Origin of the sequence: Desulfonatronovibrio magnus, assembly GCF_000934755.1 — a bacterium.
GTDB lineage: Bacteria > Desulfobacterota > Desulfovibrionia > Desulfovibrionales > Desulfonatronovibrionaceae > Desulfonatronovibrio > Desulfonatronovibrio magnus.
In genome coordinates this window covers 78,454-91,821 of the sequence record NZ_JYNP01000018.1, presented here as the reverse complement: position 1 = coordinate 91,821, position 13,368 = coordinate 78,454, and the positions used below count along the sequence as shown (strand labels likewise).

General features: G+C 44.1%; 10 protein-coding genes. All 10 read left to right on the top strand.

Features of this window, described 5'->3' with window-relative positions:
• The first annotated feature begins 254 nt into the window (after positions 1–254).
• Positions 255–2,072, top strand: coding sequence for a PocR ligand-binding domain-containing protein (locus LZ23_RS22230; RefSeq protein ID WP_052507071.1), 1,818 nt, complete (start codon positions 255–257; stop codon positions 2,070–2,072).
• 534 nt (positions 2,073–2,606) lie between these two features.
• On the top strand, positions 2,607–4,037 hold the full coding sequence (gene gatB, locus LZ23_RS03145; RefSeq protein WP_045211512.1) for an Asp-tRNA(Asn)/Glu-tRNA(Gln) amidotransferase subunit GatB: 1,431 nt from the start codon (positions 2,607–2,609) through the stop codon (positions 4,035–4,037).
• A gap of 325 nt (positions 4,038–4,362) precedes the next feature.
• The gene (mtnA, locus tag LZ23_RS03140; protein WP_045211511.1) at positions 4,363–5,409 is read left to right on the top strand and encodes an S-methyl-5-thioribose-1-phosphate isomerase; all 1,047 of its coding nucleotides are present in this window, start codon (positions 4,363–4,365) and stop codon (positions 5,407–5,409) included.
• Between the two features lie 41 nt (positions 5,410–5,450).
• A complete protein-coding gene (der, locus tag LZ23_RS03135) occupies positions 5,451–6,782 on the top strand; it encodes a ribosome biogenesis GTPase Der (RefSeq protein ID WP_045211510.1) in 1,332 nt (443 codons plus the stop codon).
• A 95-nt stretch (positions 6,783–6,877) separates the two neighbouring features.
• Positions 6,878–7,801: a branched-chain amino acid transaminase gene (locus LZ23_RS03130; RefSeq protein WP_045211509.1), complete on the top strand. Its 924-nt coding sequence runs from the start codon at positions 6,878–6,880 to the stop codon at positions 7,799–7,801.
• A gap of 354 nt (positions 7,802–8,155) precedes the next feature.
• Positions 8,156–9,799, top strand: coding sequence for a DNA polymerase III subunit gamma/tau (gene dnaX / locus LZ23_RS03125; protein WP_045211508.1), 1,644 nt, complete (start codon positions 8,156–8,158; stop codon positions 9,797–9,799).
• Positions 9,800–9,836: 37 nt separating this feature from the next.
• A complete protein-coding gene (locus tag LZ23_RS03120; protein WP_045211555.1) occupies positions 9,837–10,139 on the top strand; it encodes a YbaB/EbfC family nucleoid-associated protein in 303 nt (100 codons plus the stop codon).
• 35 nt (positions 10,140–10,174) lie between these two features.
• Entirely contained in the window at positions 10,175–10,780 is a 606-nt protein-coding gene (gene recR / locus LZ23_RS03115; RefSeq protein WP_045211507.1) for a recombination mediator RecR, read from the top strand.
• A gap of 340 nt (positions 10,781–11,120) precedes the next feature.
• Positions 11,121–11,684, top strand: a complete 564-nt coding sequence (locus tag LZ23_RS03110) for a helix-turn-helix domain-containing protein (RefSeq protein WP_045211503.1) — start codon at positions 11,121–11,123, stop codon at positions 11,682–11,684.
• 34 nt (positions 11,685–11,718) lie between these two features.
• Positions 11,719–13,365, top strand: coding sequence for an AMP-binding protein (locus tag LZ23_RS03105; RefSeq protein ID WP_045211501.1), 1,647 nt, complete (start codon positions 11,719–11,721; stop codon positions 13,363–13,365).
• Positions 13,366–13,368 lie beyond the last annotated feature (3 nt).

Below are 13,368 nucleotides of genomic sequence, written 5' to 3'. Positions count from 1 at the left end.
AGCGCTAAACAGATACGAACAGTTTAATTCTTTATCTGTCCGCTGCTTTTTTTCAATAGGGTTAGACTGATATAAAAAAATAAAGAAATTATCCACAGAGAAGAATTTTGCACATTTTTTTAAAATTCGCAACAAAAAAGGTGATGGTTGAGTATACTGAGTGAGTAGAATTTAAGATATCTGCATGTGCACTGTGACAGTTTATTCTGTCAGTCTTACTCTGTACTCAACTTTTACAGCTGGAGTTTATTTTTATGAATGACTCTTATGACTATCGTGACACAGGCTCATTATTGAGCCTTCAGGCACAAAAAGCCCTGCAGCGCAGTGAAGAACGGTTCAGAAGGATTACTGAAGAATTGACGGACTATCTTTATACTGTAACCGTCAGTCAGGGCCAGGCTGAAAAAACAGAGCACAGTCCTTCTTGTGTTGCGGTTACCGGCTATACTGCCCAGGAGTTTGCCTCTGATCCTTATCTTTGGATTAAAATGGTTCTGCCTGAAGATCAGGACGACGTCAGAGAACAGGCCAGACAGGCTTTAAACGGAGATCAGGCTCCATCCTTAGAGCACAGGATCGTCAGGAAAGATGGAAAAATTCGTTGGGTGATGAATACTATTGTGCAGAATTTTGATGATCAGGGGCATGTGCTTTCCTACGATGGTCTGATCAAAGACATCACGGAACGAAAGGAAATGGAAGATGCCCTGAGAAAGAGTGAAGCCCGGGTCAGGCACAAACTGTTAACCCTTGTTTCACCAGAAGGAGATATTGGCGACCTTGATCTGGAAGATATTGTAGATGTACCCGCTTTACAGCATCTGATGGATGATTTTTACAATTTGACCAATATCGGCAGTGCAATTTTAAATATAAAAGGCAAAATTCTTGTTGCTACAGGCTGGCAGGATATATGTACTCTTTTTCACCGGGTCCATCCTGAAACCTGTAAGAACTGTCTGGAAAGTGATATTTTTCTGGCCGGCCCTGGAGTGCCCGGTAAGTTCAAGCTGTATAAGTGCAAAAATAATATGTGGGATATCTCAACGCCCATTATTATTGGCCGAAAGCATCTTGGGAATCTTTACCTCGGACAGTTTCTTTTTGCAGGTGAAGAGCCTGATGTGGAAATATTTAAGGCTCAGGCCCTCAAATACGGTTTTGATCAGGAAGAGTATCTTCAGGCTTTGAACCGGGTGCCCAGGTTTTCCAGGGAAACAGTACAGCTGGCCATGACCTTTTACACCAGACTTGCCAACCTTGTTTCCGACCTGAGCTTTGGTCATGTCAAGCTTGCCCGGGCCATCAGTGAGAAAACCAAGGCGGAAAACGAGCTAAAAAAAGTCAATTGTCGCCTGGAAAGGACATTAAACGAAAAGGACAAGTTTTTCTCCATAATAGCACATGACCTGAAATCACCTTTTATCGGATTTCTAAACTTCATCAGACTGCTGGACAAGCATATTGACAGTATGTCTCATGAAGATATCCGTAATCTTGCCAGAGAAATGAAGTCCAATGCTGATAATTTATACAACCTGCTTAACAACCTGCTTGAGTGGTCCAGGGTTCAGAGAGGTTTGATAGAGTTCGAGCCCGCCCCCCTGACATTGTCTGAAATCGCGGATTTTAGTCTTGAACTTATAAAGCCCAGACTCGTGCAGAAAGAAATAGCTCTGCATGTAGCGATACCAGATGATATTTCAATTCTTGCTGATAAGTCCATGGTGAGCACTGTTGTTCGTAATATTCTTGCCAATGCTGTAAAATATACGAGACGCAAAGGTGAGATCAACTTTAAGGCAGAAAAACAGAATAAGATGATAAAAATTGTTGTTGAAGATAACGGGCTGGGCATGGATGAAAAAACCATCGCCAGACTGTTTTCTCAAGGAGGTAAGTTTTCCACAAGAGGGACTGAAGGTGAGAGAGGAACTGGATTGGGACTTATGCTATGCAAGGAGTTTGTTGAAAAGCATGGCGGCAAGTTGTGGGTGGAAAGCAAGCCCGGTCAGGGTGCGACATTTTATTTCACTCTTCCTGAAATGCATGACTCAGTTGATGAATAATAAATCAGTCTGTTTAATGAACTTGTGAGTTGAAAGCTTCTCACACCCGGGCAGCCGGGACCAAACCAGTGAGTAACTTGCAATAGCCTTAACACGAGATAGCTTCGCTTTGCTCGCAACAAGGACTGCCGCGCTCGCCCCAGTTGAATGGCTGCGCCTACACTGCGTGTATTCAGGGTAAAAAGACTCGCTCGCAATGACACCTGAGCTGTCAGGGATGTAGTTGCTCAAAACCTGTTACCCACGAGGGAGCCTAAGCGACCGAAGCAATCTGTATGGTAAAGCCATAGTGCTCTGAATTTATTGCTTATTTGGTTTTGTTGCCTGTAAGGTTGGAGAATAACTTCAATAAACAGCCTGCTGAGTGAACTGCTATAGTGCGGATACAATTTTACTATAAAACAGCAATGGAGAATTAGGCTGCTATTTTTGGCTGGATTTATCCATACTTGTTTTTGACTTCTAAGCAGACCTGAGTTAATAATTTGCAGCTTATGCCTGTCATTTTATAATAAAATACTCTCGGAGATATTGATGAACAGATATGAGACCGTAATCGGGCTGGAAGTTCATGCACAATTGAAAACCAAGTCCAAGATCTTCTGTGGTTGTTCAACCATGTTTGGTCAGGGGCCTAATGAAAATACATGTCCTGTCTGCTGTGGAATGCCAGGGGTGTTGCCGGTACTTAACCAGAAGGCTGTGGAGTTTGGATTGAAAATGGCCCTTGCTGTAGAATGCCGGGTCAATGACAGATCTGTCTTTGCCAGAAAGAATTATTTTTACCCTGATCTTCCCAAAGGTTATCAGATTTCTCAGTATGAGGAGCCTCTTGCTGAACACGGTAAGATAAGAATTGCTGTGGATAGTCTGGAAAAAGTAATAGGAATTACCAGGATTCACATGGAGGAAGATGCAGGCAAATCAATCCATTCCTCTACTGACAATATGAGTTATGTGGATCTGAACAGAACAGGAGTACCCCTTTTAGAAATTGTTTCTGAGCCGGACATCAGAAGTCCTGCTGAAGCTGTAGCTTACCTTAAGTCCTTGCGCGGCATCCTTCTTTATCTTGAAATATGCGATGGCAACATGGAAGAAGGCAGCTTTCGCTGTGATGCAAATATTTCTTTAAGACCCACAGGGCGTGAAGAATTTGGAACCAGGGCTGAAATAAAGAACCTAAACTCTTTCAGGCATGTGCAAAAGGCCCTGGAATACGAAATAATGAGACAAGCCGAACTGCTTGATGACGGCGAGGCAATTGTGCAGGAAACCAGACTTTACGATGTTGATAAAGGAATGACCAGATCCATGCGCGGTAAGGAAGAAGCACACGATTACAGGTATTTTCCTGATCCTGACCTGACTCCTCTTATTATTGATCCTGACTGGGTTGAAGAGTTGAAAAAAGCATTGCCAGAACTACCCGGGGCACGAATGCAGCGTTTTATCACGCAGTACAATCTGCCAGAGCCGGATGCTGCTGTGCTCACATCAGAGAAGGAACTGGCCAATTTCTTTGAAGCCTCGGTCAAAGCTTACAATCAACCCAGGAAGATAAGTAACTGGATAGTTGGCGACCTCATGAGCAAACTTAATGATACAGGACAACGCGTTGCAGAGATCAGCTTAAAGCCTGATCAACTGTCCTGCATAGTGCGCATGGTGGATGAAGGCACCATAAGTGGAAAAATTGCCAAAACTGTTTTTTCAGAGGTGTTTGAAACCGGTACTGAACCGGAAAAGGTTGTTAAAGATAAAGGTCTGGTGCAGATATCAGATTCTTCTGCTCTTGAAACTATGGTTGACCAGGTCCTTGAAGCTCATCCTCAGGAAGTTCAGAGATTTAAAGATGGCCAGAAAAAGCTTATGGGCTTTTTTGTGGGGCAGATTATGAAGCAGACCAAAGGTCAGGCAAATCCGGCAATGGTTAATGAGTTGCTGAACCGGAAGTTGCAGTAGTCAGGGATCAGTAGTCAGGGATCAGAAGTCAGAAGTCAGAGGTCAGAGGTCAGAGGGCAGAGGTCAGAGGTCAGGGGTCAGATGACGGGGATTCGTTGCCCCTGGCCGTCATTCCTGACTTGATCCTGGGTCCAGACCTATTTTCAAGCAATTGCAATTTTATATCAATTACTTCAGAAGTTTGATGTGGCGCAACCCAGTCGTATCTGGAGCACAACACGGAGTACTCCCCTCCTTTTCAAGGAGGGGTTGGGGGAGGTTTGATCTAAATGATCACTTCCTTATTAATATCATTTTTGCTCGATTTTTTTCAGGGAAATAATTAATGGAACATATCTATTTTAACAAGGAAAAAGGCTGCCTCATGCTTCTGGATCAGAGGCTGTTGCCGCATAAAGAAGAATGGTTTGAGTGCGTCGGCACTCAGGATATAGTTTATGCGCTTCAACAAATGGTAGTGCGGGGAGCACCAGCTATTGGAGTAACTGCAGCGTTCGGCTGTGTTCTGGCCTGTAATGAAGTTGCAGCAAGAAATGACTGGAAGGCATCCCTTGAGAAAAAACTACGTGACATTGCTCACGCCAGACCAACTGCAGCCAACCTTGCATGGGCAGTAGAAGTAATGCTTCATGAGCAGTTGAAGGGGCAACCTGAATCAACTGATGATCTTATAAAGCTTTGGTTAGATAAAGCTATGGATTTGCACAGTAAAGATATTGCCATTAATAAAAGAATGGGTGGTTATGGCGCTGAACTAATCAATGACGGCGATACTGTTATGACTCACTGTAATGCCGGTGCCCTGGCTACAGGCGGATACGGCACGGCTCTTGGAGTTGTTCGAGCGGCAGTTGACCAGGGTAAAAAAGTAAAGGTCATTGCCAATGAAACTCGTCCATTTCTGCAGGGTTCCAGATTGACTGCATATGAGCTGGAGCAGGACGGAATAGAGGTGACAGTAGCCTGCGACAATGCCTGTGCGCATCTTATGCAGCAGGGTCTGGTTGACAAGGTGGTCGTAGGTGCGGACCGCATAGCTGCCAATGGAGATGTTGCCAATAAAATCGGCACTTATGGAGTTGCCCTGGCAGCTTCAGCTCATGGAGTGCCATTTTATGTTGCAGCCCCGCTTTCCACTATTGATATCAGAACAAAGTCTGGAAAAGATATTCCCATTGAAGACAGAACTCCTGATGAAGTAAAGTTTATTAATGGCAAATTAATCCTTCCCGAGAATGTCGGCGTATACAATTTTGCCTTTGACATCACACCATCCACCTTAATATCAGCAATAATCACGGAATACGGCATACTGCACAAGCCTTACGATGAAGCCATAAACCGTGTTTGTGCCCAGGCCCCTGGAGCATAATGCACGTGAACAGCTTTACTTCCGCGTGGACAGGATAAATCATGCTTCCTTATGTAGTTATTGCCGGCCGGCCCAATGTGGGCAAATCCACTCTTTTCAATCGAATGATTCGGCAGAATAAGGCCATCACTCATGACCGTCCTGGGGTAACCAGGGACAGGCTGTATGGAACCGTGCGCATTCATGGGCAGGAAGCGTTTAATCTTGTAGATACAGGGGGGCTGATTCTAAACAACCAGGATGTCATGGAAAAAGAGATCTTTCAGCAGGCTGCTGAAGCTCTGGAGGCTGCAGACCTGATTCTCATGGTGGTGGATGCCAGAGAAGGCTTGACAAGGCTGGATGAACAGCTGGCGGTTATGTTAAGACAAAGCAACAGGCCGGTGCATGTTGCGGTTAATAAAGTGGACGGCGAAGAAAAAAGCACTGCTTTAATGACTGACTTTTACTCTCTCGGAATAGACGCCACTCCGGTTTCGGCAGCCCATGGTTATAATATCCATGAACTTATGGAGGAGGTATTATCCAGACTGCCTGAAGGGAATATTGAACATGATCAGGAAAAATCACTTGGTTTAAGACTCTCTATGCTGGGTCGTCCCAATGTAGGCAAATCTTCGCTAATTAATGCTTTGACCGGCGAAAACAGGGTTTTGGTCAGTTCAGAAGCAGGCACCACAAGAGATTGTGTTGATATCACTTTAGAAAAGAATAATCGCAGATATACATTCATTGATACAGCTGGTGTCCGGCGTAGAACAGTAATTTACGATGATCTGGAAAGATTCAGCGTTCTCAAGGCCCTTAAAAGCAGCAAAAGGGCGGATGTTGTGTTTATTGTTCTTGATGCCCTGAGCGGTGTGGTTGCACAGGACAAAAAGCTTTTATCCTTTTTAGACCGCGAAAAGTCGCCGTTTATTGCTTTGGTGAACAAGATTGATCTTGTTCCAAGGTCAAAGCAGGGTCAGCTTAGGGAGATGTTTGTTAGAGAACTGGGGTTCTGTTCTCACGCTCCGGTTGTATATACCTCGACTATTACCAGGTCCGGTCTTGGCGGGCTTATATCTCTGGCAGAAAAGCTGTGGGAGCAGTGCCAGGTCAGAATTGGAACAGGAGAGTTAAACAGACTGGTTAAGGATGCAACTGAGAGGCACCAGCCTCCTTCAATCAAGGGCAGGCGTGCAAAAATTTATTACATGACCCAGGCTGGATCCAATCCACCTGAGTTTGTTTTTTTTGTTAATAATCCTCAACTGCTCAAGGCTTCCTACAAAAAATATCTTGAAAAACAGATTCGCAAGTTGTTCAAATTGAATATGGCCCCTTTGCGCCTGGTGTTTAGAGCCAGTCGAGGAGACAAACTGAAAAAATAGTAACAGTTTATTATCAAGTAACAGTTTAGCTCTTTTCTAAAGAAAGCACGGATACTGGCTAAACTATTACATTATATTATCAAGAGGAGAAAAATATGATTCAGAAAGCTGAGAAAATCTGGTTTGATGGAAAGCTTGTGCCATGGGATGAGGCAAATGTACATGTTTTGACTCACGCTTTGCATTATGGGGTAGGGGTCTTTGAGGGTATTAGATGCTATAAGTGCAAGGATGGCTCATCAGCTGTTTTTCGTTTAGAAGAACATGTGGCCAGACTGCTGGGATCGGGCAAAACAGTTGAAATGAAAATTCCTTTCACACAGGAAGAGATCAGTGCAGCAATTCTTGAAACCCTCAAGGCAAACAAGCTGGATCAGGGCTATATCAGACCTCTGGCCTTTATTGGAGACGGCGCCATGGGGGTGCATCCCGGTGAAAATCCTGTTCGACTCATAATTGCCACATGGCCGTGGGGTGCCTATCTTGGTGAAGAAGCACTAAAGAAAGGAATCAGGGTTAAAACATCCAGTTTCACGCGACATCATGTTAATGTTATGATGACTAAGGCTAAGGTGGCTGGAAATTATGTAAATTCTGTTCTGGCCAAGCGAGAGGCTGTTGCTGATGGATATGACGAAGCTCTTATGCTGGACGTGGATGGATATGTAGCCGAGGCTACAGGTGAGAATATTTTTATCATCAAAAACAGCAAGCTCAAAACACCTCCTCTTGGACCGATCCTTGGTGGAATTACCAGAGACTCACTCATTACTCTTGCAAGGGATATGGGCTATGAAGTAACTGAACAAAGATTTACCAGAGATGAGCTTTATATGGCTGATGAGGCCTTTTTCTGCGGAACAGCTGCCGAGGTTACTCCCATAAGAGAAGTTGATCGAAGAACTATTGGAGCAGGCAAAGCCGGACCAACAAGCCTGTTGCTGCAAAGTGAATACTTCAAGGTGGTACATGGTGAAAACCTGAAGTACGCAGGCTGGTTGACCAACTATAATATATAATCTTCACAGTGCAACTGTAATTGTTGTTGCTGTTTAGCTGTTCAATTGGCATAGCTATTTAGTTACTGACTCTTGAAACCCTGTCATAAAAAAACAAGAAATTGTTATCAGCTAATTGTTGAAGCACAAAAGCCTGAATTCATTTCCTTACCCTGATAACAATCAACAAGTAACAGATAACTGGGTTGCGGGCATGGCCCGCATTAGGAGTTTAATCCCCGTTGTGACAGCTTGGCACGGGAACTGTCCCCAGTTAACTTTTCAGAAACGCATAATGTTCCCGTGCAGAATAGTTTCAGCAGTGTTATGCAATCTTTGATTTGAACTTAGAACATCCTGGTAAGTGAGAAGTTAATGGCAAGAGTAGGGCTGACAGCAAAATACAGACCGCAACGCTTCAAAGATATTGTGGGGCAGGACTTTATCAAAAAGGTTCTGTCCACAGCCTCTCAGCAGGATAAGCCTGCCAATGCTTATCTGTTTAGTGGAACAAGGGGTGTGGGTAAGACAACTGCTGCCAGAATTATGGCCAAGGCTATCAACTGCCGTAATGGTCCTGATTTTGAGCCTTGCAATTCATGCTCTAATTGTCGGCAGATATCTAAAGGAGCTTTTCCTGATGTTATGGAAATAGATGCTGCATCGCATACCGGGGTGGATAATGTTCGTAAATTGCGTGAAGACGCAGTTTATGTGCCTATGAGTGGAAAATACAAGGTTATCATTATTGATGAAGGGCACATGCTGTCAAAAGGGGCTTTCAATGCTCTGCTGAAAACTTTGGAAGAACCGCCACGTCACTGTGTTTTCATCATGGCTACCACTGCTCCGGAAAAGTTTCCAGTGACTGTAGTCAGCAGGTGCCAGCATTATGTTTTCAAAATGGTACCCCTTGATGAGTTAGTTAGACACTTGTCATCTGTTCTGGATTCTGAAAAGGTTGAATATGACCTTGATGCCGTTAAACTTATTGCCCGAAGGGGTGCCGGAAGTGTACGAGACTCAATGTCCATTTTGGGACAGGTGATTGCCCTGGGAGGTGAAAAAATTGACTCTGCCAGTGTGAGAGACCTGCTGGGACTGGCCGGGCATGAAGTGTATGCAAGGATTTTCCAGGCTGTTTCAGCAAAGGATTTACTGGTTTTACATACAGAACTGGGCAAGATGCTGGAGCAGGGCTTGGATATTAACTTTTTTCTGCTGGAATTTTCTTCATGCTGGAGGAATGTTTTTCTGATATCGCAGGCTGGTCCCAGGGCAGCTTCCATACTTGATCTTCCTGAGGCAGAACTGACTTTCTGGCAGGACATGGCCAGAGCCTTTCCTGGCACAATTATTCATGCAGCATGGCAAATGGTTATTGAAGAGCAGAAAAATATTGTCAGAAGCAATGAGCCAGCTACTGCTTTAGAACTGCTGCTTTTCAATCTTGCCTGTTTACCTGAACTTTTGCCAGTGGACAAATATACTGATCTGCCTGCTTCGTCTTTGACATCTGCCCCTGACACCTCCATTGTCCCGCAACGAAATGACAATACAGAGCTTAAAAAGCCTGAGCAGGCACAGGCAGCTGATGATTTTGAAAAGGAATCTCCGGAAGATCATGCAGGTTCTCAAGATAATGAAGAGCAAAAAGCAGATAATCAGGTTAAAAAAGACTGGGATGGATTTGTAGAATTTTGTAACACTAAAGGACCTGATGAAGCAGCTTTAGTAAGGATGCTCAAAAGTTGCCCGGGCATTATTGAGGAAGATGAGCTTAAAATTGTCTGCAAGCAGAGCTTTGTCTACGATTCTTTAAATAAGAGTGAGCGGCAAAGAGAGCTTACGTCGCTAACTCAACAGTATTTTGGCTCTCAGGTAAAGCTTAGCCTTGTACATGACGCACCAGAAAACAATTCCTCTTTCCGCACAAAGGCTCTCAACCATCCAGTAGTTAAAAAGGTTTTGGATGATTTTGATGCAAGGATAATTGAGATTCGAAAAGTAAACTATTAAGATTATTGGTTCAATAAATTAAGGAGAAATAATCATGATGAACGATTTGGTTAGACAGGCTCAGATGATGCAGAAAAAAATGGCCAAAATGCAGGAAGAGCTTAACAGCAAGGTAGTTGAAGCTTCTGCAGGCGGAGGTATGGTTACGGTAAAGGCTACAGGAGCTCAGGAGATAGCTGAAATCAGGATTGAAAAAGATGTAGTTGACCCGGAAGATGTGGAAATGTTGCAGGATTTGCTTTTAGCAGCTACCAATGATGCTTTGAAAAGGGCAAAAGATATGGTTCAGGGGGAGATGGCTCAGCTCACAGGCGGTATGAAAATTCCAGGTCTTTTTTAATTTGAATACAGGCACAGTCTGTTATTGGAGGTTTTTTGAGTAAGCTGCCTTTACCGTTGCAAAATCTTGTAGACCAATTGTCTCGACTTCCTGGAATAGGACCAAAAAGTGCTCTGCGTATTGCCATGACTATGCTTAAATGGCCTCGAGAAAAAACCAGAAATCTTGGTCAGAGCATTTTGGAATTGCGTGAAAAACTTTGCGTCTGTTCCAAGTGCGCCAGTCTTGCAGACAATGATCCGTGTGATTTGTGCTCTGATCCTGCCAGGGATGAAGATAAACTTTGTATTGTAGCCGAATGGGACAGCCTTATAGTCATGGAAGAGTCAGGCTTTTTCAGGGGAAAATACTTAGTGCTTGGGGGACTTTTATCTCCCTTAGATGGAGTTGAGACCAACAGCCTTGAATTTGATCGATTAAGAGAGCTGCTTGGAGCAGGGAAGATTAAAGAACTTATCCTTGCACTTGGCACTACCTTAGAGGCTGAAAATACAGGATCGTACATAAAAAACCTGGTGGACAGGGAGTATCCTTATCTTTCCTTGACGCGCCTGGCACAAGGTATTCCTCTCGGCTCTGATCTTAAGTATATGGACAAAGAAACATTAAGGCAGTCTATGCTGCATCGTCAGAATATCTAAAGTTTTAAGTTTTAAGATTTAAGATTTGATACATGGCTTGCCAGCTGGACTTTTCAGGCTGAGGGAGGAAGGCTGAGGGAGGAAGGCTGAAGGAAGAGGGAAGAAGGCTGAAGGCTGAAGGAAGAATGAAGACGGGAAAAGGAAGAAGGAAGAGGGAAGAAGAGGGAAGGTCGGAGAAGAGCGGCTGATGACTGCTGGATGAATATTTTGGCCATTTGGACTTGCCGCTTGAATTTTGTCGTTGAAGACCAGCGTCCTGATTTTAACTGTTACAAGGCGTTTAATTAGGAAGCGGGTTCAAGACCTTTCAATTTTTTGAAGCTAATCAAAGGAGATATGCATGCCGGAATCACAACCCGAGGCTTACGAAGAAATTGCAAAGCGCCTCAAGGGATTGCGTGAAGCAATGGACCTTTCCCATGATGAAATTGCAGAACAATTGGAAATAGATCCCCGGAAAGTAAAAGAATACGAGTCTGGCGCACTGGAGATTCCAGTGGGTTATCTGTATGGTATGGCCAAACTCTGCAAGGTAGACCTGACTGTACTTGTTTCAGGATCTGAAGCCCATTTGCAAAACTATTCAGTTGTTCGCAAGGGTAAAGGAATGAGTGTTGATCGACGCAAAGACTATAACTACAAAAGCCTTGCCTATGGATTTTCAGGTCGGAGGATGGAACCTTTTCTAATTGAGGTTCCACCTAAGGAAGAGTCGAAAATGAACTTTAATGATCATCCTGGGCAGGAGTTTATTTATGTTTTAAGTGGCAGGCTTGAGGTGCGATTTGAAGATCGCATGGAAATCCTGGAGCCTGGAGACAGTGTTTACTTTGCTTCCAGAACTCCGCATGCTCTGCGTGGACTTGATGGCGAGACTTCTGAAATGATTGTTGTTATCACATGATAGCTTTTATAGATACTGCTTTTAAGGGGAAAGAATGTTCATAAAAGAAAATTTCACTGATTACCAGGACTTTATAAAAAGATTCAGATTGTCCATACCTGAAAACTTCAATTTCGCCTTTGATGTAATTGATGCTAAAGCGGCAGCCAATCCTGAGGTGCTTGCCATGATTCATATTGATGATAGCGGCCAAAGAAAAGAATATTCCATGGGCTTTTTTGCAGATCAGTCTTCGCGTTTGGCAGCATCACTCCGGGAAAATGGTATATCAAAGGGTGATAAGGTCATGATTATCCTTTACCGCAGGGTAGAGTTCTGGGTTACCATGCTGGCGCTTCACAAAATTGGCGCTGTGGCAGTTCCCTCGCCTTCTTTACTCACTCCCGGGGATATCATCTACCGAGTCAACTTTGCGGGCATTAAGGCTGTAGTCTGTGAAGACAGCATTACGGACAAGGTTAATGAAGCCCGGCTTGAGTGTCCTGAACTGTCAGTTCTTGTGCAGGCTGGAGATAAGAAAGCTGGTACCGGCTGGCTTGATTATGAACAGATGGTTATAGAGCCTGGTTCGCCTTTTCATGAAAATGACCGGCCCGGAGGCAATGACCCGTTATTGATATTTTTTTCATCAGGAACTACAGGGCCTCCCAAAATGGTTGAGCATACACATAATTACCCTCTTGGGCACTGGGTGACTGCGGCTTACTGGCATGATCTTGAGCCGGGAGACATTCATCTCACCCTGGCGGACACAGGCTGGGGCAAGGCAGTCTGGGGTAAATTCTATGGACAGTGGATGGCTGATGCAGTGGTCTTTGTTTATGATTTCAGAGGCAAATTTACTCCGGCAGGTCTATTGGAGATTCTAACAAAACATAAGGTGCAAACCTTTTGTGCGCCTCCCACAGTTTATCGCTTTCTAATCAGAGAGGATATGACAAAATATGATCTTTCAGCCCTGAAACACTGTACAACAGCAGGCGAACTTTTGAATGAAAGTGTTTTTCATAGTTGGAAGAAGATAACCGGGTTGCCCATTTATGAAGGTTACGGCCAGACAGAAACTACTTTGCAAATTGCTACCTTCCCTTTTATGCAACCTAAGCCGGGATCCATTGGCAAGCCTGCTCCTGGGTGGAATATAGTGCTGCTGGATGAAACAGGCAACTCAGTTGCCGTCGGCGATGAGGGAGAGATATGTGTTGCATTGGATGAGTCATTACCAACAGGACTGTTTACTGGTTATCTTCAGGAACCTGAAAAAACTGCTTCAGTAATAAAAGATGGTTTTTATCATACAGGTGATAAAGCGTGGATGGATGAAGACGGATATTTGTGGTTTCTCGGTAGAGTGGATGACTTGATCAAAAGTTCAGGATACCGCATAGGTCCTTTTGAGGTGGAAAGCGCTCTTATTACACACCCGGCAGTCATTGAAGCTGCTGTCACCGGTGTCACAGATGAAGTAAGGGGGCAAATTGTTAAGGCAACAGTTGTTCTTGCTCCTGGTTTTGAGCCGGATGAATCTCTGACCAGGCAGTTGCAGGATCATGTCAAAAATGTTACAGCTCCCTATAAATATCCCAGGATCATCGAATATGTATCTGAGTTGCCTAAAACCATAAGTGGAAAAATCAAGCGTGCTGAAATTCGGGAGAAAGACAGGCAGGCACAGGAATAACAA

Bases quoted from the DNA above. Each gene is read 5' to 3' on its own strand.
- LZ23_RS22230 (WP_052507071.1), top strand. From the start codon at position 255: ATGAATGACTCTTATGACTATCGTGACACAGGCTCATTATTGAGCCTT.
- gatB (WP_045211512.1), top strand. From the start codon at position 2,607: ATGAACAGATATGAGACCGTAATCGGGCTGGAAGTTCATGCACAATTG.
- mtnA (WP_045211511.1), top strand. From the start codon at position 4,363: ATGGAACATATCTATTTTAACAAGGAAAAAGGCTGCCTCATGCTTCTG.
- der (WP_045211510.1), top strand. From the start codon at position 5,451: ATGCTTCCTTATGTAGTTATTGCCGGCCGGCCCAATGTGGGCAAATCC.
- LZ23_RS03130 (WP_045211509.1), top strand. From the start codon at position 6,878: ATGATTCAGAAAGCTGAGAAAATCTGGTTTGATGGAAAGCTTGTGCCA.
- dnaX (WP_045211508.1), top strand. From the start codon at position 8,156: ATGGCAAGAGTAGGGCTGACAGCAAAATACAGACCGCAACGCTTCAAA.
- LZ23_RS03120 (WP_045211555.1), top strand. From the start codon at position 9,837: ATGAACGATTTGGTTAGACAGGCTCAGATGATGCAGAAAAAAATGGCC.
- LZ23_RS03110 (WP_045211503.1), top strand. From the start codon at position 11,121: ATGCCGGAATCACAACCCGAGGCTTACGAAGAAATTGCAAAGCGCCTC.
- LZ23_RS03105 (WP_045211501.1), top strand. From the start codon at position 11,719: ATGTTCATAAAAGAAAATTTCACTGATTACCAGGACTTTATAAAAAGA.